We start from the raw sequence: 19227 nt of genomic DNA, 5'->3' as shown, positions 1-19227 counted from the left end.
AAGTTAGTGATTTTCTATGTCCCTGAGAGCGTAGTAAATTTGAATGCCTAACACTAGAAATGTATAATTGGACTATGTCTCAAAGGGGAATAGGAGGAAATGAATAATGTATATCGTACATTCAACTGTAAATATACCAGAGGGTAAGGTTGATGAGGTGATAGGAATCTATCAAAAAAGATCACGCCTGGTAGATGAGTATGAAGGATTCATTTCCTTTAACTTGCTTCAAAACGAGCAAAAACCATCAGAGTTGACCGTCCAAATCTGCTGGGAATCAAAGGAAAATTATATAAAATATATTACGAGTGACGCCTATAAAAAAGTTCATGAACTTGAAAAGAATTATCCTGATCAGGAACTTGCTACCATACGTCCAACTGTTGGACGATACCAGGTGGTAGCTAAATGAACGAAACATTAATTAATTCAATTATAGAAGAGGTTACCGACGGGATTTACAAAGATAATCCTATCCTGCTCGAAAAATATGGTGAACGGGGAAGGCAAAAATGCAAAGAGGACAATGAACATCATATAAAGTATCTTCAAACAGCGGCTAGTATGGATGAGGAAAAATACTTTATTGATTATGCCCATTGGCTAAATGGCATTTTGACCTCAAGAGGGATGAAGACAGAGCATCTTATTGATAATTTTAATAGATTGATTGGTGCTATTGAAAAATCAAATGATGACAAATCTGCAAGAGCATATGTTAATATACTTGAACAAGCGATCGATTCATTATCAAATGATGCACTATTAAATGAATGAGGTGAGGTGCCATGGACAAGGCTATAGAGCTTTCTCAGCTCTTGCTTGATGGTGACCAGGATGCCTCCTGGGAACTATTGGAAGATGAGATGGAGGCATCGAAAGACAGTTTATATATCTATGAAAACATCATTACGGCTGCCATGAGGCATATCGGGCATTTGTGGGAGACAAATAAAATTACGGTTGCCGATGAGCATTTGGCAACTTCGACATGTGATTATATATTGGCTCGATACAGTTGGCAAAAGGGCAGGGATATGCAAATTTCCTCAATTGGGAAAAAAGCGATGTTTCTTTGTGTTGAGAATGAACAGCACTATCTTGGATTGAAAATGGCTAGCCAATTGTTCAGTGAATATGGTTGGGAAACAAAATTCCATGGGCCGAATCTTCCCCTTGAATATATTAAAAAGGCCGCCGAGGAATGGAAGCCGGATGCAATATGCCTCTCTTTTTCGATTCTTTATCATGCGGAACAGCTTCGTCCTTATATTAAGGAGTTAGAGGAGCTGCCGTGCCGTCCAGCTGTGATTGTAGGTGGGCGATTGTTAAGCCAGTATGAATTTGACCGTTATGGATCGGAACAGACGCTTTTCCTTAAAAATCTTAAAGACATAAATGATTGGCTGGACCGTCATCAGCACGGAGTGAAAACAAATGTCGGATCTTAAATTTTCACCGCAACCTTATTTTTTATTAGACAGTGACTATAATATTCTCGAATTTTCTCAAATTAGTTCGGAAACTTTTACTATAGGAGATACATTTCTTGATTTGGTGGATTGGGAAAGCCATGGCAAAACAAAATCCATATTGGGAAATAAAGAAGGCAGGGCAGAAGGAGAACTGACCATGAAAACAAAAGAATCTCCTTACGCCCTTTTCGACATAAGTGTCATTTGGAATGAGGGCAGGGGTCATGTCATTTGTATTGAAAAAGACCATCGCCTTATAGAATTAGAAAGCATTGTTGAAAAACATCGGAAACGGCTGTCAGATACGAATCTTGAGCTTCTTGAAAAAAAAGAGTTGGTTGAAAAGACTCTTTTCGAGATGAAAAGTCTGTCCTGTCCATTCATTAGATTAACTAAAAGCGCGGCATTGGTGCCCCTTTTTGGGAACCTGGATCAGGAACTGATCTGCCAAAACGAACATAGGGTATTGGGGAAAGCCCAAGAAGGTGGGTACCTAGAAGTACTGTTCGATTTTAATGGTGTCGGAGAATTTACAATCGAAGGAGTAGAAGCTTTTGTGGCACTAGTTAAGGAGTTGCAGATGATGGGGCTTCAGCCATTTATAATTGGAATTAAACCGAATCATGCCTTTTACCTTAATAGTTCAAAGACTGTTCCAGATGTACCGTATTTAAATACTCTCAGCAAAGCGTTTAGAAAATCAATTTAAAATGAGCACTTCGATAATTTTTATCGGAGTGTTTTTATTTTGGTGAACCATTGGTTTCCCAATATTTTTGAGTGTTGAATTACCATTTGATATGATAACTAAGCTTGGTATTGCTTCCGCATTTCTAAAAAAGTATATAAGGAAGTAATCAGTTTTACAGAATTTATGTTCCAGCGAGAACTGTTTATGTAGCTGGAAAGAGAGTTACTAAAAGACACCAAATTTTAGCGGACATCCATTACTTCTCCCTCTTTTTTCCCAATCAAATAGGCTTGGTTATCTGTTGATATTGGCTGAAAATTTAAAATATACTTATTTTTGCAGCCGGCCAGCTGAAAATTTGTAAGGGTGAGAGGAGCAAAAGAATGAAGAAGAAGAGAATACTCGGATCAGCAGTACTTAGTTTAGCAATGGGTGTTTCATTGTTTGCAACAGGGGCTTTTGGTGCGGGAGTGCAAGAGAGCCAGGATACTTATCGAGTTTTAATTAAAGGTCCGAGTGCAGAAAAAGCAAAAGTAAAAGATCAATATGGAAAGAGATGGGATTTTGGCAAACAAGGATTTACAGCAGAGGTAAATAGTAAACAATATCAAGCTTTGCTTAAGAACAAAAATATCGAAGTGTCTCAGGTAGGGATTCACACCATTGATGCACGTGTTGAAGGAAATAGCAATAGCAAAGGAAAAGGCAAGGGTGATTATACAGTCCAGGCATCTTATCCATCTGATCAGACTCCTTGGGGCATCCAAGCAATCTATAACGATAATTACATCCAAGCCACGAGCGGTGGTAATGGAATCAAGGTAGCTGTCCTGGATACAGGTATCAACCGGAACCACATTGATTTAACTGACAATGTTGAACAATGTAAAGATTTTACCCAATCATATTCTTCAATGGTTAATGGGTCTTGTACTGACCGTCAAGGGCATGGCACACATGTTGCCGGAACAGCTGTTGCCAATGGCGGGTACGATGGTGCTGGGGTATATGGGGTAGCACCTGAAGCGGAACTGTGGGGATACAAGGTTTTAGGAGATAATGGTTCTGGTTACTCAGATGATATCGCAGGAGCAATCCGTCATGCTGCAGATGAAGGTGTACGTACAGGAACCAAAGTCGTCATCTCAATGTCACTGGGTTCAAGCGGCAAAGATTCAATGATCGCGAGTGCAGTTGACTATGCATACAGCAAAGGTGCACTGGTTGTCGCGGCTGCAGGTAACAGTGGACCAAGTGCAAACACCATTGGTTATCCTGGTGCTTTAACAAATGCAATTGCTGTTGCGTCACTGGATAATACATTCGTAAATGGAACACATAAAGTATCTGACTTCTCTTCTCGCGGTAACCCATATACTGACGGTGACTATTATATCCAGGAAAAAGACGTTGAAGTAGCAGCACCAGGCGGCGGCATCTATTCAACAGCTGTTGACGGAAACTATACGACTATGAGCGGTACATCAATGGCAACGCCACATATTTCCGGACTTGCAGCAAAATTATGGTCTGCGAATAAGTCTTGGAGCAATTCACAGCTTCGATCTGAAATTCAAAGACGTGCGAAACTGTATGACATCAAAGGTGGATCAGGCGCAGCTACGGGCGATGACTATGCTTCAGGGTTCGGTTTCCCACGAGTGAGATAATATAACACACTTACAACTTTGCCAGCCATCCGGGTTGATTGATCCGGGTGGCTTTATTTCAGTATTTGTTGTAATATATGAAGAAATAATTTATAAAATATAGAATTTTTCAAAAATAGTACTTTTGAACTGTTTAAAATTTTGGGAAAGATGGTAGATTAAAATAAAAAACGGAAGGTGAATATATGCAGTTTGGACCACTCATTAAATTTTATAGGATTCAACAAGGTCTAACACAAAAGGAACTGGCAAATGGCATATGTTCAGTTCCCCATTTGAGCAAGATTGAAAGTAATGCCAAAGAAGCCAACCAGGAAACAATGGGGCTGCTGCTTGAAAGGCTTGGCGTAAACCTTTCTTCCATTACGGAAAATGAAGGGCAGATTAAGCTGCTAGTAAGCGAACTGAATGAGAAGATCGATTATTACTTAAATGACGAAGCTGACGAAGTAATGAAGAGCCTACAAGAGTTTGAAGGAATAATACCTTTTTCAACAAATTTACATACATATGAGCTAGCTAAATATAGATACCTTATTTTCAAGGGTAAGATATTAGAAGCAAGTAAGCAATTTGAACTTTTGAATAAGCAGAAGAATATATTTTCCCAACCTCAGATGGCTTTATTTTCCTATCTTAATGCTGTATGGTTATTAAAGAAAGGTAATTGTAGAAAAGCAGATGAGATTTTAAGTTCGATTGGCAAAGCTTCTAAGGTAGAAATATCCAGAGGAGAATTACTATATCACCGGGCTCTGGCCAAGAGTTCTCTTGAAGAACCAGGATACGCTATTTATTACGGCAAATTAGCCTTAGAAGAATTTATGGTAGACCATAACTTCAAAAGGATCTTGCATGTATTGATTTTATTAGGGATCAATTATACGCATTCAAAGATTTATGAAGAAGCTCAGGATTGTTTTAAACATTTAATTCGGAATGCAGAATTATTAAAAGAAAGCAAACTCCTGCCAGAAATATATCATAATATGGGTTACTTGCAAAAAAAACTTAATAAATTTCAGGAAGCTATTGTTTTTTTTGAAAAAAGTAAAGCAATGCAGACACAGATTAATCTTCATTATTTAATCACATCTTATTCTATTGGTGAAATTAACTTGGAGCTTGGCAATTTGGATAAAGCAAGAGAGGCTTTTCAAGAGGTTCAAGAAGTATCAAAGAAGTTGGATAATCGCAAGTATAAGATTCTATCAAATTATTACCTTATGAACCTTGACTCTCCTGAAAAATCACTTGCATATTCCGAAACGAAAGTGATCCCTTTCTTAGAAGAAAGTGATGGGAAAAGTGAGGAATTAATCGGATTTTACAAAATGCTATCGAATCACTATCAAAATATAGGCAGGTTCGATCAAGCAGTAAAATATATTCAAAAAATTAATTAAGTGGAGGAATGTAACATGAAAAAGAAGTTATTTGCTTTACTTACAACAAGTGCATTTGCTTTAGGAGTATTGGTAGCGGGCATGCCGCCTATCCAACCTCCAGTATAAAAAAGTGTAACAAAAAGGCCATCATAAGGCCTTTTTGTTTTTTATCGGTAGGAACTTGGGAAAATTTTCAGTATGTTCAATTACCCCCAGAACCCTCATATAATAAACGAACTATTTTCACGAGGCCGGACAATAATATTCTGTCCACTCAAAAACATGAGGAGGTTCGGTATGGGAACAATTAGCATGGATATTGACGAGCTATTGGAAGAGACATCTGATGTTGCTGAAAATGATTTAAGTTTTGCGCTGAACCAAATTGAAATTGACACTTTGCTTGAAATTACACGCCATTGGTAAAAGATATCAATCCGTTCCAGGATTCTCTGGAGCGGATTTTTTATTTAATTGGATATATAAGAACATATGTACTATAATTAGTTATATGATTTTTAGAGATCGGGGCAGGTGAGTGGATGCAGAAGGTAGTGAAGATACCGGTGAGGACTTTGGCTGAGTATGTATATAAAAGTGGGAGTATCGTATCTGGATTCAGCTCAACTTCGTCTTTTACCGAAGGATCTCGAATCCATCGAGAAGTCCAAAAAACATATAATGAACAAGATCAAAGTGAAGTCTATTTAAAGGCTGAAATTGAATATGAAAATCTTCATTTTATGATTGAAGGGCGTTGTGACGGTCTTCTTGAAAACAATGGACACATGACAATCGATGAAATTAAATCAACCTCCTTAAGCCTGGATGTGATCAATGAAGAAAGTAATCTTGCTCACTGGGCCCAGGCAGAATGCTATGCGTATATGTACATGCAGGACCATGAACTGGATTGCATCGATATCCAGCTTACGTATGTACAGAAATCTTCCGGTGAAATAAAAAGGTTCCGTAAGACTCAGACAACTGACGAGATCAACGAAGCTATGCGGTACATGTTATCCATGTTTGCTCCTTATGCAAAATTGCGATTAGCGCATGAATTGAAAAGGAATCAAAGTATTAAAGAATTGGCATTTCCTTTTCCTCACTATCGTAAAGGGCAGCGTCAGCTAGCTGGTTCGGTCTACAAGACCATTCTTGAAAAAAAGACCATTTTTGCAAGTGCTCCAACTGGCATCGGTAAGACCATTTCTACCATCTTCCCGGCAATTAAAGCTATAGGTGAAGAGCATCTGGGAAAGATTTTTTACCTGACTGCTAAAACAACGACCAGGCAAACAGCTGAAGAAGCTTATAGTCAACTGTTTTCCGAAGGCCTTCAAATGAAAGTAGTGACTATAACGGCAAAGGATAAGGTATGTTTTACCGGTCAGGGGATATGCAATAAAGAGCATTGTGAGTTTGCGGACGGTTATTATGACAAAATCAATGACGCTATACTTGATATTTTGCAAAATGAAAACTCTATAAATCGACATTGTATAGACCGATATGCATTTGAACACAAGATTTGCCCTTTTGAATTTTCCCTAGATCTTGCGTATAGTGCGGACACAGTCATATGTGATTATAACTATATATTTGACCCGAAAGTTTCTTTAAAGCGTTTATTTGATGATCAAAAAAAAGCAACAGTCCTTCTTGTTGATGAAGCTCATAATCTGGTTGACAGAGGGAGGGATATGTATTCATCCACTCTGGAAAAGGCACCTTTTTTGCAGCTTAAGAGGGAGTTTAAGGGGAAGAACGAAAACATACATAAAATTTCCAAGCTAATAAACGACTATTTTATCAAGGTGAAAAAGCAGGCTGAAGCTTCAAAAACAATCGAATTTGTAGAGCCTCTTGGGGAATTCAATCAGTTGGTATCGGACTTTATTGAACTTGCTGAACAGGAACTGTTAAGCGAAAGATCTGAGAATCCTGAATTGTTGCTTGAAACCTATTTTGCAGCGCAGAATTGGCAAAGAATTAGCAAGCTTTATGATGAACGGTTCATTTTATATGCAGAGATACAAAGGAATGAAGTGAAAATAAAGCAATTTTGCCTTGATCCTTCTTATCTAATCAAGCAAGCAGGTAAAAGTTTCAAAGCCCGTGTTTTCTTTTCGGCGACTTTGAGCCCTACTGGATATTACCGTGATCTGTTGGGCGGAGAAGAAGATGATTATATTGTCCGAATTCCTTCCCCATTTTCCCAAGAACAGACCCAGGTAATGGTCAAGCCTATTTCGACTAGATTCAAGGATAGAGAAAACTCGATAAAACCGATTGTCAAAACACTTGTCGAAACCATTCAGACTAAGCCAGGCAACTACTTGATCTTCTTTCCATCCTATCTCTATCTTAATTCGGTGTTGGAAGAATGGAACCTTGGCAATTATGGCATACCGTCGATTGTACAGGATACAGGAATGGGAGATACCGAACGTGAAGCGTATCTGGAATCCTTTAAACCAGGAAGATCAGACTCACTGGTAGGTTTCGCTGTCCTTGGTGGAATCTTTTCAGAAGGAGTTGATTTAAAGGGGGACCGATTGAATGGTGTGTTGATAGTGGGAGTTGGACTGCCTCAAATTGGCTTCGAGCGGGATTTGATCAAACGGCATTTTTCCTCCCACGGTAAAAATGGATATGATTACGCCTATGTTTATCCAGGTATGAACAAAGTCCTGCAAGCAGGCGGCAGACTGATTCGTTCAGAAAAAGATACAGGAACCATTATATTGATGGATGATCGTTATTTACAGTCTAAATATCAGTTTTTGCTGCCAGATTTATGGAAAAGTTATCGTATAACATAGACAAACATCCTGCTTTTTAGAGGATGTTTTTATTTTTATTGAATATTTCTAACAATTGAAAGCCAAACCGGCGCAACTTCCGTCTAATGATTAAGAATGGAACAAGGGGGTGCATCTATTGCTGTCATTGATTAAAAAAGCCCAGAGGGGAAATGACAAAGCATTTCTTGAGCTTTTCCAGCAATATGAGCAGGATCTATACAGGATGGCTTATATATATGTGAAAAACGAGAATGACGCATTGGATGTCGTACAGGAAACAGCGTATAAGTCGTTTAAATCTATAAAAGAACTGAAGGAGCCAAAATATTTTAAATCATGGCTGATCAGAATAGCCATTAGCTGTTCACTCGACATTCTTAGAAAAAGGAAAAAAGTTGTGCCATTGAAATCTGATTTTGAGGAATTTACTTCAGGAGCAGTTCATGAAGATTTGCCTTCCGAAATTACATTAAGGGGAATGATTGAAGAGTTACGGGAGGAAGAAAAAAGTGTCATCCTGCTAAGATTTTATCAAGGAATGACTTTAAAAGAAGTTTCGGAGACATTGGATATTCCACTAGGCTCAGCAAAGACAATATTGTATCGAGGGTTAGAAAAGCTTCGAAAAAAATGGAAGGGAGATGACGCATGTGAGCAATAAAGTCCAAACAGAAATGAGCAAAATTGAAATACCAAATGAATTGAGTGAGCGAAGCAAATTAGGGATTGGAAAGGCAAAATCTGAGATGGGAAATAACAATAAAAAGAAATGGTTCACCTTTGCAGTACCCGGTCTCGCTGCGATCATTGCACTGGGGATAGCAGGCCCTGGATTGTTATCTAATCAGCCACCTGAAAATCCCGTCATCAAAACAGTACAGACCAGTCACGCTTTTGATGTCACTGACCCTAAAAGGCTTGTCGGATGGGCAGATAATGTGTTTGTTGGAAGAGTTGTAAAGTTGTCTGGAACATCTGATGAAAGAGGAATGCTTGAAACGCAGTTCAAAGTGGAAGTGGCTGAGAACATCAAAGGTGAATTGCATGGAGACATAACAGTCAACCAGCAAGGGGGCTATGAAGGAGAAACCCTAATTCTGGTGGAAAATGACCAGCTGCTCAAAGAAGGAGAAAGCTACTTATTTATTTCCAGGCAGAATGAAGAAAAGGAATGGCATACAATAGTGCCAGTATACGGAGATATTCTAATCAATAGTGAAGCACATAAAGAGGAACTATTAACTAAATATGAAAAGGCGTATCAGAAAGAAATCCCATTCAAGTAAGTGTAGAAGGCTAGAATCATATTTCAAATATAAAATAATAAAAAGTATTGACTCTGACGCTGCGTCATAGATTACGATTTATATGTGGAGGTGATCAAGACATGTACAAAGTAAAAGAAGTTGCTGAGTTTACTGGAGTGAGTGTACGTACGCTACATCATTATGATCGGATTGGGTTACTCAAACCAGAAGCTTTGTCCACTGCTGGGTATAGACTATACTCAGAAGAGAATCTTGAGCGCCTTCAACAGATATTAGTTTTCAAGGAAATGGATCTCTCTCTTCAAGAAATCAAAGATATCATTGATAGGCCGGAGTTTAACCGCAAGGAGAATTTAAAAAAGCATAAAGAATTACTTTTAGCTAAGAAAAAGCGGCTAGAAGAGATGATCATGACTGTGGAACGGACAATTCATTCAATAGAAGGAGGTTATAAGATGGCAGAAAAGGATATGTTCAAAGGGTTTGATATGAAGGAGATTGAAGAACATCAAAAGAAATATAGTGAGGAAGCGAAAGAGCGGTACGGGAAAGAGACTGTCGAAAAAGTCGAGGAGAAGACTGCTGGATATTCAGCGGAAGACTGGGGAGACATCCAAAGTAAAACAGAGGGAATTTATCAACGGCTTATTGCCGGGATGGACAAGGGCCCAGAAGCTCCAGAAGTACAGCAGGCTGTAGCGGATTGGCGCCAGTTTATCACCGATCACTATTATGATTGCACACTGGAAATCTTTCGTGGACTGGGTGATTTATATGTGGACGATCCGCGGTTCACAAAGAACATTGATAAATACCAACAAGGACTGGCAGCATTCTTTAAGGAAGCGATCCACTTTTATTGTGATCAGCAAAAAAGTAAATGAATAATAGGTCTTAAAAACACCCAATACTCTATGAGGCCACTGATAAAGTCCTTATAGGGTAACTTTGTTAAATTGGCCGGTTGATTTCCATTCCAGGATGCTTCGCTTTCCGCGGGGCGTGCGTTGAGCCTTAAAGCGCCTGCGGGGTCTCACCAGACCCGCTGATCCCGCAGGAGTCTACGCACCTTCCATTCCAATCAGCCTAGTGCTACTAAACGAAAGCCATTATCTTTGGAGGCAAAAGAGGACAAGAAACAAGAAAAAAGCAGATCCAATTCCAAAAATATGGAGTTGGATCTGCTTTTATGTTTGGCTCTTAAGAAAATCTAAACAATCGGCATACTTTCAGTGGCCTCTACTCTATAGGCTGATTTTTTGATTCGTAAATGAAACATATCTCCATTTCCAACGTATTAATGTTATCTTACAATGTTTTAAGATTCAATAAAATGTGAAAGTGGATAATACTAGTCAGAAGGAGGGTTTTCATGAAAAAGTTTTTTAAAAGAATCAGGCTTGTATTTAAAGTGCATAAATTTTTACCCTTTTTAATAGAGTTCTTTACTTCGAGGCTAGTTCCATTAAAGCAAAAATTCATTTCAGCTGGTTTGATCATCGGCTATTTTCTCCTGCCATTTGATATCATTCCTGACTTCTTAACATTGATCGGAATCGTTGATGATGTAGGTGTCCTGCTTATTATTTTCCAACAGATGATAAAAATGGCTCCGGCTGAGTTAAAGGAAAAACACAAACTTGAATAAAGTTTGATACAGTATACAAGCCAGTAATAGGATAGATCCGTTAGAGTTTATAATAGGCAGGTTTTTTTGGTATAATACAAAATAGAAGATTTTGCATCTTGTCACTATTTTCATTTGGTGCATTTCGAGACAGGGGGAAGCTTGATGCACAGAAATCATTACTTATATGAATACCTAAAAGAAAACAGCTATAATTTAACTGAAGAATGGTATGAAAATATTGATAAGTCGAACACTGCAGGTGTATATGCTTCGAAAGACCCTGAGGTTATTAAGGCGTTGAAAAAACAAAATCATGATTTCCATTTACATTTTATTGAGTTATTCAATAAAGGGGAACAAGAATTTTTCCAGGACTTCGAGCCATGGATCATCGAGATAGCAAGTGATTTTGAACATATTAATACGCCTATTCATTACGTAATCAGGGAATTTAAAAACGTAAGGAATCAGTATTTTGACTATGTCCGTAAATTTATTCAGATGAACCCGGGGATCACAAGGGAAGAAGTCGATTTATGGTATGATATTATCCTTAAAGAAATGGACGAGGTCATTTTACGTTTCGTCGAAGCTACATATAAATACTCTCAAAACGTGTTGAAAGCCCAGCAGGCGACTATCAATGAATTAAGTGCCCCAGTTATTTCATTAAGCAACCATCAAGGTCTGCTGCCCCTTATTGGGGATATTGATACTTCAAGAGCAAAAATGATTCTTGAAAATACACTTAAGCAATGCGCTAAGAGGGATATTCATCACCTATTTGTTGATTTATCAGGGGTGGCGATGATTGACACTATGGTTGCCCATCAAATATTCCAGTTATTGAACGCATTAGAAATAATAGGCGTAAAGACCACGCTTTCTGGCATCAGACCAGAAATTGCCCAGACAGCTGTTCAACTTGGGCTCTCTTTCAAAGATAAAGAGATAAGAACAAACCTGGCCCAGGCTCTAGTCCAAAAATAAAAAGGCTTTCCGCAGAAAGCCTTTTTTGTTATGCCATTAAATACTGATCTTCACGAAAACGAGTCTTATCCTGGACAATTTCATCAACTTCTGAACCTTCAAGTGTTTCTTTCTTTAGCAATTCTTCTACTAGCATATCAAATTGTTGTCTGTGAGCATTAATGATCATTTCGGATTTTTCTAAAGCGTCATCGAAAAGCTCCTGCATCTTTGTTTCTTTCAAGCCTTTACTGAATGTTAGTGAGAAACCTTCCTGCAGCAAACCCGTGTCAACCATTTGCTCTATAATCTGTTTAGCTTGCTGGACATCACCGCTTACTCCGATACTATGTTCACCGAGAATCATCCTTTCGGCTACACCACCAGCAAGAATCATCGCTATACGGTCAATTAAATCGCTATGAGTCGACAATTGAAGTTCTTTTGGAATCGGAGCCACATATCCAAGTGCCTGCCCTCTGGGGATGATCGTTGCTTTTCGGACAGAACCAGGTTTAGTGACTGCTGACACAAGTGCATGTCCTGCCTCGTGGATGGCAACCCTGCGCTTTGTATCTGCATCCTGAAGAGTACGGGAAGTACTTCCAAGGATGGTCCGATCAAGAGAGTAATCAATATCACTCTTTGAAATGAAATCCTGTCCACTCCTTAATGCACGTCTGCTTGCTGTTTCAAACAACGAGTGCAGTTCGGCACCTGAGAATCCAGAAGTGCTTTCAGCCAGGTCATCAAGTGATGCTGCAACGTCATCTGCCAGGTTTTTTCCTTTGATATGAATGTTGATGATCTCTCTTCTGCCTTTTGTATCCGGAAGTGGGACATTAAATGAGAAATCGATACGACCGGGACGTAGGAATGCATCATCCAGCATGTCTTTCCTGTTCGTAGCTGCAATGAAAAGAATTCCATCATTAGCGTGGCCTCCGTCAAGCTGGACAAGCAATTCTGTAAGTGTCTTTTCACCTTCTTCACCGCCATGTGGCTTACGTTTACCGGCAAGAGCATCAACTTCATCAATGAAAATAACGGCTGGCCCTTGCTTCCGTGCACTTTGGAATAAGCTTCGGACACGAGAGGCACCTACACCGATGAACATTTCATTAAATGCAGATCCGCTGGCAGAAAAAAAGTTGGCGTTCAATTCACGAGCAATAGCTTGAGCAAGCAAGGTTTTGCCTGTGCCTGGAGGTCCATACAAAAGAATGCCCTTTGGCGGCTTAATGCCCATCTTTGCTGACTTTTCAGGATTTTTCAAGATTGAGAGTGTCTGAAAAATTTCCTCTTTCATTTCTTCCTGCAATCCACCAACATCTTCTAAAGTAATTGAAGGGAGAGGGTTAGGTTTTGAAAGACTATTCTTCATTCTATTTCCTGTACCGATACCACCAGTTTTCTTTTGAATAACAAACGCAGTACCTAGCAAAAGCAATAATACTCCGCCGAGGATCCAGGCACCATATTTGCTGTTATTCATATATTCATATTTTATATTATTTTTTTCTACTAATTTATCGACCATTTGGCTTCCGGGAGGAACTTGGGAAACTAATGTTGCTTCTTTCGTTTCAAGTACTAGAGTTCCATCTATTTTTTCAGTAAGGGTTGCTTCGCTGCCATTAAGGCCTTCTATACTCTTGACAAGAGAAGAAAAAGGGACAGATACTTTATCATCAGTATTTTGAACGACAAATGTCGCTGCAATCGTAATTATAACCATAAACGCCGCAAAAAGCGGAAGAATCTTAGAAACAAACTTCGGATTTGAATTCATGGTTTCAGCTCCTTATCTATTCTATCTACCATTATAAGTAATATACCTATGTAAGGAATAGGTAAATCGTATGACTCCCGCTGGTAAATAAATGAAAAGAATAGACTAAATGTTTAATATGCTCATAAATACGGGTATAGAGCCTGTTTCAGATAAATTGTTGGGAAAATTAATATGGACAAATTGTGACAATTAATGAATTCAGTAAAAAAATGGAATGTATATAAATAGCTTCTTGAAACTTTTGGAAGTTGAAGATAGGATGGAAAGAGAATAGATAATTGAATTTTGCATTCATATTCAGCACACGGGAGGGGTCTGTTTGAAAGGCTGGAAGAATCCCATACTTTTAGTTCTGGGGATAGGGGTTTCAAACATTGGTAATTGGATTTATTTTGTAGCTATAAATTTATTGGTTCTAAAATTAACAGGTTCTGCCGCTGCAATCGCTGGATTATTTATCATTAGGCCATTGGCAATCCTTTTTACGAACACTTGGGCAGGCAGCGTCATTGATCGTGTCAATAAGCGAAGATTAATGGTTTACATTGACATACTTCGTGGAATTCTCATTGCAATCATCCCATTTTTTAATTCAATTGTTCCGATATACATAATTATGTTCTTAACAAATATAGCGGGAGCATTTTTTGGTCCCACATCAGAAACTTATATAACAAAGCTTGTTCCACCCGAAAAAAGAAAACGTTTCAATTCCATCTTTTCGTTTGCAACGTCTGGTGCGATGCTTGTAGGACCTAGTGTATCAGGAGTTCTGATTATGTATGGAAGCATAAATACAAGTATTTACATTAATGCAGTAACTTTTTTCTTTTGTGCATTGGCCATTTTCTTCCTGCCAGATGTGGATGAAAAGCTAAGCAGTGAAAAAGTTAGAGAACGGATTACGATGAAAACGATCGCTGAGGATTGGAAGGCTGTCATCAGTTTTGGAAAAACAGCAACTGGTTTTATGATCATTTTCCTTATGTTTCAATTCATCACTTTAATATCATTTTCCCTCGACTCACAGGAGGTTACCTTCATACAACAGGTTATAGGCTTATCCGAAAAGAATTACGGATTATTGGTAAGCCTAACTGGAGCTGGGTATGTGGCTGGTTCTTTAGCTGTGTCAGCGCTGGCGAATCGTCTTTCAATAAGGATGCTGTTGGGTATGGGGTCTTTTCTGTCGGTGACCGGTTACTTGATGTTTTATCTTGCTTCACCACAAACGATCCCTTTGGCTGTGGTCGGTTTTATCATTATTGGGTTCTTTTCACCATTTTCTTTTACTGGTTACGCAACTTTTTTCCAAAACAATGTACCAGTCGACTTAATGGGCAGGTTTAGCAGTTCGTTTGCCTTCTTTCAGGCAATGGTTCAAATCCTGTTAACTTTGTTATTGGGTTATATAGCAGAGGTAGTTACACTGCAAACAGTTACTGTCGCATTCTCTGCAATAGGACTGTTACTCGCTGCAGCTTTGATGTCGCTGATATTTCTTCAGTCCAAAAAAGACCTTTTCATTCTTGAGGCAGAGAACAATTTAACAGAAGAGGGGTAAAAAAGCTGTACTGGTTTAAATCACACCAGTACAGCTTTTTTGTGATGTGACTGCAGTACAGGTATCCCTTCATACATAAAACCTTTTGAATAGTAGAAAATACATTTGATTGAAGAAAAGGAAATCAATTGAAGTTATAAGTGTTGGGATAAAAGGGAGGGAAGAAATTGTTCCATGCTTTTGTTATTTTAGGTGGATTTGCTTTGTCGGTTGGAATGGGAAAGTGGGAACGATGGAAGGAATTTCTGCCTACTTTTTATTATTGGGCTCTGTTTAGTTGCTTCTATGAGTACATATCTTATATCGGCAACAAGCACTTATGGGAATTTGACAGGAATTTTATCAGTCTATTTGTCACTGAAACATTATATACATTCATTTTTTACCCAAGTATGATCATTCTGTTTCTGGGGAACTATCCACAGGGCAAATACCAAAGAATATTGCACTATATTAAATGGATATCGTTGTCTATCTTAGTCGAGACCATTGCCTTCAAAATAGGAGCCATTAAATTTGCACACGGCTGGTCTATGGGCTGGGAAGTTTTTTTCTATAGTACGATGTATCCCATGCTCATGCTGCACCACAAGAAGCCATTAGTTGCGTTAATTCTCTCGGTGTTCTTTGTCCTCTTTTATTTACTGATTTTTAATTACCAGCTTATATGAGGGTGAAGGTGCAATTGTTGTTCACTGGACAATTGAGGGAATAGTTTCAAAAAATGTGCAAACCTTAATAATAATCGAAGCAAATATGAAATTTGAGGTGTAATGTGATTTGTCTTACTTATTGGGTAAAGAGCGGAAACTCATTATATTTTCACTCATTGTGATTTCACTCTACCTATCCCCTTATTTTATTTTAGGAGACGATGCCCATATTAGGGTCCATGACAATCTTGACTCAAATTTGGCTTGGTACAAGGTGCTTGCTGAGAGTGGCCAGCTTACCGGTTCTTTGGATTCCCGGATTCCTCAAATCATCAATGGGCTGCCGAGGAATGCGCTTGGAACCGAGCTTAGCCTAATTGTATGGCTGTATGTATTATTCCCGACAATGGGTGCTTATGGAGTAAGTCAGGGAATCACCAGGTTCATAGCTTTCCTTGGTATGTATTTAGTTTTGAAGGACCACTTTATTAAAGCGGAAGAAAAAAGCATTATTCGTGTCGGGACAGCTCTTGCATTTTCCCTTACTCCATTTTGGCCGTCTGGGATGCTTAGTACCTTGGGTATGCCTCTCGCACTCTGGGCTTTTTTGCATATCAGAAAGGGCAGGGTTTCCTGGCCGTATTTTCTTACGCTTACACTCCTGCCATTTTATTCAAGTATCGTTTTGGGTTTTTTCTTTTTCCTCAGTGCAATGGGAATAATTTGGCTTTATGATCTCATCCGCAGAAAAGGATGGAATTGGAGGTTCTTTTTAGCGATAGCATATATGACAGCTATGTATTTAGTCACTGATTACAGACTGGTATACTCCTTCTTATTTGATGGGGAACCGAATAGCAGAGATGAATACTTTCACGCACGACTATCGTTCTGGCACTCTGTCAGGCTTACCTTCAAAAACTTCTTCCTCGGACACACACATGTTATGACGGTACATACTCTTGTAATACTGCCAGTCATTGTAGCAGCGATGCTTCTTATTTGGAAGCATAAAAAGTGGAAGAAAGAACGCATTTTTGTGGTCTTTTTTGTTCTTAACTTTGTCTTATCTGCCTGGTATGCATTTTGGTTTTATAAAGGATGGCTTCCATTAACTGAGAAATTCCACTTCCTGGATACATTTAATTTTGCCAGGTTTCACTTTTTGCGTCCATTACTCTTGTATATTCTGTTTGCCATCGGCCTCAAGATTCTATGGAATGAAATAAAATTGCAGAAAATAGTGCCCTGGTTAATAGCTGCCCAAATTATCATTCTTTTGTTCTCAAACGAAGAGATCATACACCGCAAAAAGCCCAGTGTCAGGGAATTTTACGCAGTAGAACAATTTGAAGCGATCAAAAATCACATAGGGAAACCTCAACATCACTATCGTGTAGCCAGTATAGGCTTGCATCCAGCAATCGCTCAATATAATGGATTTTACACACTGGATACCTACAATAATTTTTATCCCCTGAGTTATAAAGAGCAGTTCAGGAAGGTTATTGAAAATGAACTCAAAAAGAATAAGAAAATCCGTATCTACTTTGATGAGTGGGGCGGACGATGTTATCTTTTTACCGATGAATTGGGAAAGCATTATATGTTTAAAAAAACATCAAAGAGAAGAATTGAAAATATAGACGTGAACATAAAGCAGTTTAAAGAGCTGGGCGGAGAATTTATCTTTTCTTCAATTCCAATTGATAACGCATCAGAAAATGACCTGAAGCTTGATAAAGTCTTTGACTCAAAGGAAAGTGCCTGGAAAATTTACCTCTATGAAGCTTTATGACACCAAGGAGGCTAATAATGAATACGCCGATCTTCACAATTATCGTACCTTGTTATAATGAAGAAGCAGTACTGGAAGTGACAATCGATCAGTTGACTGCCAAGCTCAGTGAACTGATTGAGCAAAATCTAGTATCAGATAAAAGTAAAGTACTATTTGTTGATGATGGAAGCAAAGATAGGACCTGGCACTTGATTTATAAAGCCAGCTTAAATAATGAAATAGTAAAAGGCCTTAAGCTCTCAAGGAATGTCGGACATCAAAACGCTTTGCTCGCCGGACTCTTTTCTGCAAAGGAAGCGTCCGATTGCATGGTAACCATTGACGCTGACCTCCAAGATGACATTCATGCTATTAACGAAATGGTTAAAAAATACAATGAGGGTTACGAAGTTGTATACGGTGTGAGAAGCAGCAGGGAGAGTGATACATTCTTCAAACGGTTGACTGCAGAAGGATTTTATAAGCTGATGGACAAGCTGGGAGTCAAACTAGTCTTCAACCATGCAGATTTTCGTTTGATGAGCAAGAGGGCTGTAGAAGAATTGGAACAATTTGCTGAAAGCAATATGTTTCTGCGTGGAATTGTCCCTTTAATCGGTTTTAACTCTACTTCAGTATGTTACGAAAGGAGAGAACGCCTCGCAGGGGAAACAAAGTACCCACTGAAGAAAATGCTGGCATTCGCCTTTGATGGCATCACTTCATTTTCAGTGACACCGATCAGATTTGTGATGCTTATAGGATGTCTTTCTTTTCTCATAAGCCTTGTATTCGGCCTTTATTTTCTCACATTGAAGTTTTTTGGGAACACTCAGCTTGGATGGACTTCCTTAATAACATCTATATGGCTTATTGGGGGCCTGCAACTGATTGCCCTTGGGTTGGTTGGAGAGTATATAGGGAAAATTTACAAAGAAACGAAGCGGCGTCCAAAATATATTATTGATGTCGATCTCTTTAATCTGCCTTTGTCGAGAAAATTGATCAACATGGAAGGAGCAGATTATGAGCCAATCAGTGAAACTCGGAAGCTATCTGAGAATAACTAACCAGCTGGCGCAGAGGATACTCGGGAATGTAAGCTTCCTGGAATTAATAAAATTTCTGCTGGTCGGGTTATTGAATACCCTGGTTGGAATGGGTTTGATGCTTATTTTGAAAAATGGGCTGGAATGGCCATTTTGGTATGCCACATTCACTGGAAATACGGTTGGCGCGATAGTCAGCTATTTAATGAACAGAACTTTTACATTTAATAGTAAGGTTCCTATCCAGGTTGGAATACCGAGATTTTCTGCAGTTGTTCTAGCGTGTTATATATTTTCTTATTCAATCAGCAGGCTGATAACCGTTTCTATGGACTCCTTCACAATTGGTCAATTTTATATCGATTCAGACAATTTCGCGATACTGTTAGGGGCTATCATCTACACTCTCGCTAACTATATTGGCCAAAAATCTTTTGTTTTTAATGATTACTCTCAAAGCAGCTCTTGATGCTGCTTTTTTTTAT

The 19227-nt window shown here is 38.7% G+C and carries 19 protein-coding genes; 18 read left to right on the top strand and 1 reads right to left on the bottom strand.

Annotated elements, in window-relative coordinates; all coding sequences use genetic code 11:
- Nucleotides 1-106 precede the first annotated feature (106 nt).
- The 13 genes from LGO15_RS14055 to LGO15_RS14000 all read left to right on the top strand — a co-directional run bounded on the left by LGO15_RS14055 (nt 107) and on the right by LGO15_RS14000 (nt 11922).
- Complete coding sequence (locus tag LGO15_RS14055; protein ID WP_167832556.1) at nt 107-412, top strand: antibiotic biosynthesis monooxygenase family protein; 306 nt, start codon at nt 107-109, stop codon at nt 410-412.
- Nucleotides 409-777 carry a hypothetical protein gene (locus LGO15_RS14050; protein ID WP_226085103.1) on the top strand — a complete coding sequence of 123 codons (369 nt, stop codon included), beginning with the start codon at nt 409-411 and terminating at the stop codon, nt 775-777. Before LGO15_RS14055 ends, LGO15_RS14050 begins: the two co-directional genes overlap by 4 nt.
- Before the next feature lie 11 nt (nt 778-788).
- Complete coding sequence (locus tag LGO15_RS14045) at nt 789-1451, top strand: cobalamin B12-binding domain-containing protein (protein ID WP_226085102.1); 663 nt, start codon at nt 789-791, stop codon at nt 1449-1451.
- Complete coding sequence (locus LGO15_RS14040; RefSeq protein ID WP_226085101.1) at nt 1438-2184, top strand: STAS domain-containing protein; 747 nt, start codon at nt 1438-1440, stop codon at nt 2182-2184. Before LGO15_RS14045 ends, LGO15_RS14040 begins: the two co-directional genes overlap by 14 nt.
- A 365-nt stretch (nt 2185-2549) precedes the next feature.
- Nucleotides 2550-3836: a S8 family peptidase gene (locus LGO15_RS14035; RefSeq protein ID WP_226085100.1), complete on the top strand. Its 1287-nt coding sequence runs from the start codon at nt 2550-2552 to the stop codon at nt 3834-3836.
- Between the two features lie 185 nt (nt 3837-4021).
- On the top strand, nt 4022-5242 hold the full coding sequence (locus LGO15_RS14030) for a helix-turn-helix domain-containing protein (RefSeq protein ID WP_226085099.1): 1221 nt from the start codon (nt 4022-4024) through the stop codon (nt 5240-5242).
- A gap of 279 nt (nt 5243-5521) precedes the next feature.
- Nucleotides 5522-5650, top strand: a complete 129-nt coding sequence (locus tag LGO15_RS24195) for a hypothetical protein (RefSeq protein ID WP_264163705.1) — start codon at nt 5522-5524, stop codon at nt 5648-5650.
- Nucleotides 5651-5766: 116 nt separating this feature from the next.
- On the top strand, nt 5767-8052 hold the full coding sequence (locus LGO15_RS14025) for an ATP-dependent DNA helicase (protein WP_226085098.1): 2286 nt from the start codon (nt 5767-5769) through the stop codon (nt 8050-8052).
- Between the two features lie 118 nt (nt 8053-8170).
- Nucleotides 8171-8695 carry a sigma-70 family RNA polymerase sigma factor gene (locus LGO15_RS14020; protein ID WP_226085097.1) on the top strand — a complete coding sequence of 175 codons (525 nt, stop codon included), beginning with the start codon at nt 8171-8173 and terminating at the stop codon, nt 8693-8695.
- The gene (locus LGO15_RS14015) at nt 8685-9320 is read left to right on the top strand and encodes a hypothetical protein (protein ID WP_226085096.1); all 636 of its coding nucleotides are present in this window, start codon (nt 8685-8687) and stop codon (nt 9318-9320) included. The genes LGO15_RS14020 and LGO15_RS14015 overlap by 11 nt, the downstream gene beginning before the upstream one ends.
- 101 nt (nt 9321-9421) lie before the next feature.
- Nucleotides 9422-10186, top strand: coding sequence for a MerR family transcriptional regulator (locus LGO15_RS14010; RefSeq protein WP_226085095.1), 765 nt, complete (start codon nt 9422-9424; stop codon nt 10184-10186).
- 488 nt (nt 10187-10674) lie between these two features.
- The gene (locus LGO15_RS14005) at nt 10675-10950 is read left to right on the top strand and encodes a YkvA family protein (RefSeq protein ID WP_167832566.1); all 276 of its coding nucleotides are present in this window, start codon (nt 10675-10677) and stop codon (nt 10948-10950) included.
- 144 nt (nt 10951-11094) lie between these two features.
- Nucleotides 11095-11922 (top strand): STAS domain-containing protein, encoded by an 828-nt coding sequence (locus LGO15_RS14000; protein WP_167832567.1) that lies wholly within the window; start codon nt 11095-11097, stop codon nt 11920-11922.
- Between the two features lie 28 nt (nt 11923-11950).
- Here LGO15_RS14000 and LGO15_RS13995 read toward each other — a convergent pair whose 3' ends face one another.
- On the bottom strand, nt 11951-13693 hold the full coding sequence (locus LGO15_RS13995; RefSeq protein WP_226085094.1) for an AAA family ATPase: 1743 nt from the start codon (nt 13691-13693) through the stop codon (nt 11951-11953).
- A gap of 322 nt (nt 13694-14015) precedes the next feature.
- Between LGO15_RS13995 and LGO15_RS13990 the strand changes: the two genes are divergently transcribed.
- The 5 genes from LGO15_RS13990 to LGO15_RS13970 all read left to right on the top strand — a co-directional run bounded on the left by LGO15_RS13990 (nt 14016) and on the right by LGO15_RS13970 (nt 19211).
- A complete protein-coding gene (locus LGO15_RS13990; RefSeq protein ID WP_226085093.1) occupies nt 14016-15260 on the top strand; it encodes an MFS transporter in 1245 nt (414 codons plus the stop codon).
- Nucleotides 15261-15427: 167 nt separating this feature from the next.
- Nucleotides 15428-15931, top strand: a complete 504-nt coding sequence (locus LGO15_RS13985) for a CBO0543 family protein (protein ID WP_167832570.1) — start codon at nt 15428-15430, stop codon at nt 15929-15931.
- A gap of 109 nt (nt 15932-16040) precedes the next feature.
- Nucleotides 16041-17711 (top strand): DUF6044 family protein, encoded by a 1671-nt coding sequence (locus LGO15_RS13980; RefSeq protein ID WP_226085092.1) that lies wholly within the window; start codon nt 16041-16043, stop codon nt 17709-17711.
- Nucleotides 17712-17728: 17 nt separating this feature from the next.
- Nucleotides 17729-18763, top strand: coding sequence for a glycosyltransferase family 2 protein (locus LGO15_RS13975; RefSeq protein WP_226085091.1), 1035 nt, complete (start codon nt 17729-17731; stop codon nt 18761-18763).
- Entirely contained in the window at nt 18720-19211 is a 492-nt protein-coding gene (locus tag LGO15_RS13970) for a GtrA family protein (protein WP_226085090.1), read from the top strand. Before LGO15_RS13975 ends, LGO15_RS13970 begins: the two co-directional genes overlap by 44 nt.
- Nucleotides 19212-19227: the final 16 nt, after the last annotated feature.

It is taken from the genome of Mesobacillus sp. S13, from assembly GCF_020422885.1.
Classification (GTDB): Bacteria; Bacillota; Bacilli; order Bacillales; family Cytobacillaceae; genus Mesobacillus; species Mesobacillus selenatarsenatis_A.
The sequence above is the reverse complement of the archived record's forward strand: the minus strand, read 5'-3'. Positions and strand labels throughout refer to the sequence as shown.

Bases quoted from the DNA above. Each gene is read 5' to 3' on its own strand.
- LGO15_RS14055 (WP_167832556.1), top strand. From the start codon at position 107: ATGTATATCGTACATTCAACTGTAAATATACCAGAGGGTAAGGTTGAT.
- LGO15_RS14050 (WP_226085103.1), top strand. From the start codon at position 409: ATGAACGAAACATTAATTAATTCAATTATAGAAGAGGTTACCGACGGG.
- LGO15_RS14045 (WP_226085102.1), top strand. From the start codon at position 789: ATGGACAAGGCTATAGAGCTTTCTCAGCTCTTGCTTGATGGTGACCAG.
- LGO15_RS14040 (WP_226085101.1), top strand. From the start codon at position 1,438: ATGTCGGATCTTAAATTTTCACCGCAACCTTATTTTTTATTAGACAGT.
- LGO15_RS14035 (WP_226085100.1), top strand. From the start codon at position 2,550: ATGAAGAAGAAGAGAATACTCGGATCAGCAGTACTTAGTTTAGCAATG.
- LGO15_RS14030 (WP_226085099.1), top strand. From the start codon at position 4,022: ATGCAGTTTGGACCACTCATTAAATTTTATAGGATTCAACAAGGTCTA.
- LGO15_RS24195 (WP_264163705.1), top strand. From the start codon at position 5,522: ATGGGAACAATTAGCATGGATATTGACGAGCTATTGGAAGAGACATCT.
- LGO15_RS14025 (WP_226085098.1), top strand. From the start codon at position 5,767: ATGCAGAAGGTAGTGAAGATACCGGTGAGGACTTTGGCTGAGTATGTA.
- LGO15_RS14010 (WP_226085095.1), top strand. From the start codon at position 9,422: ATGTACAAAGTAAAAGAAGTTGCTGAGTTTACTGGAGTGAGTGTACGT.
- LGO15_RS14005 (WP_167832566.1), top strand. From the start codon at position 10,675: ATGAAAAAGTTTTTTAAAAGAATCAGGCTTGTATTTAAAGTGCATAAA.
- LGO15_RS14000 (WP_167832567.1), top strand. From the start codon at position 11,095: ATGCACAGAAATCATTACTTATATGAATACCTAAAAGAAAACAGCTAT.
- LGO15_RS13995 (WP_226085094.1), bottom strand. From the start codon at position 13,693: ATGAATTCAAATCCGAAGTTTGTTTCTAAGATTCTTCCGCTTTTTGCG.
- LGO15_RS13975 (WP_226085091.1), top strand. From the start codon at position 17,729: ATGAATACGCCGATCTTCACAATTATCGTACCTTGTTATAATGAAGAA.
- LGO15_RS13970 (WP_226085090.1), top strand. From the start codon at position 18,720: ATGAGCCAATCAGTGAAACTCGGAAGCTATCTGAGAATAACTAACCAG.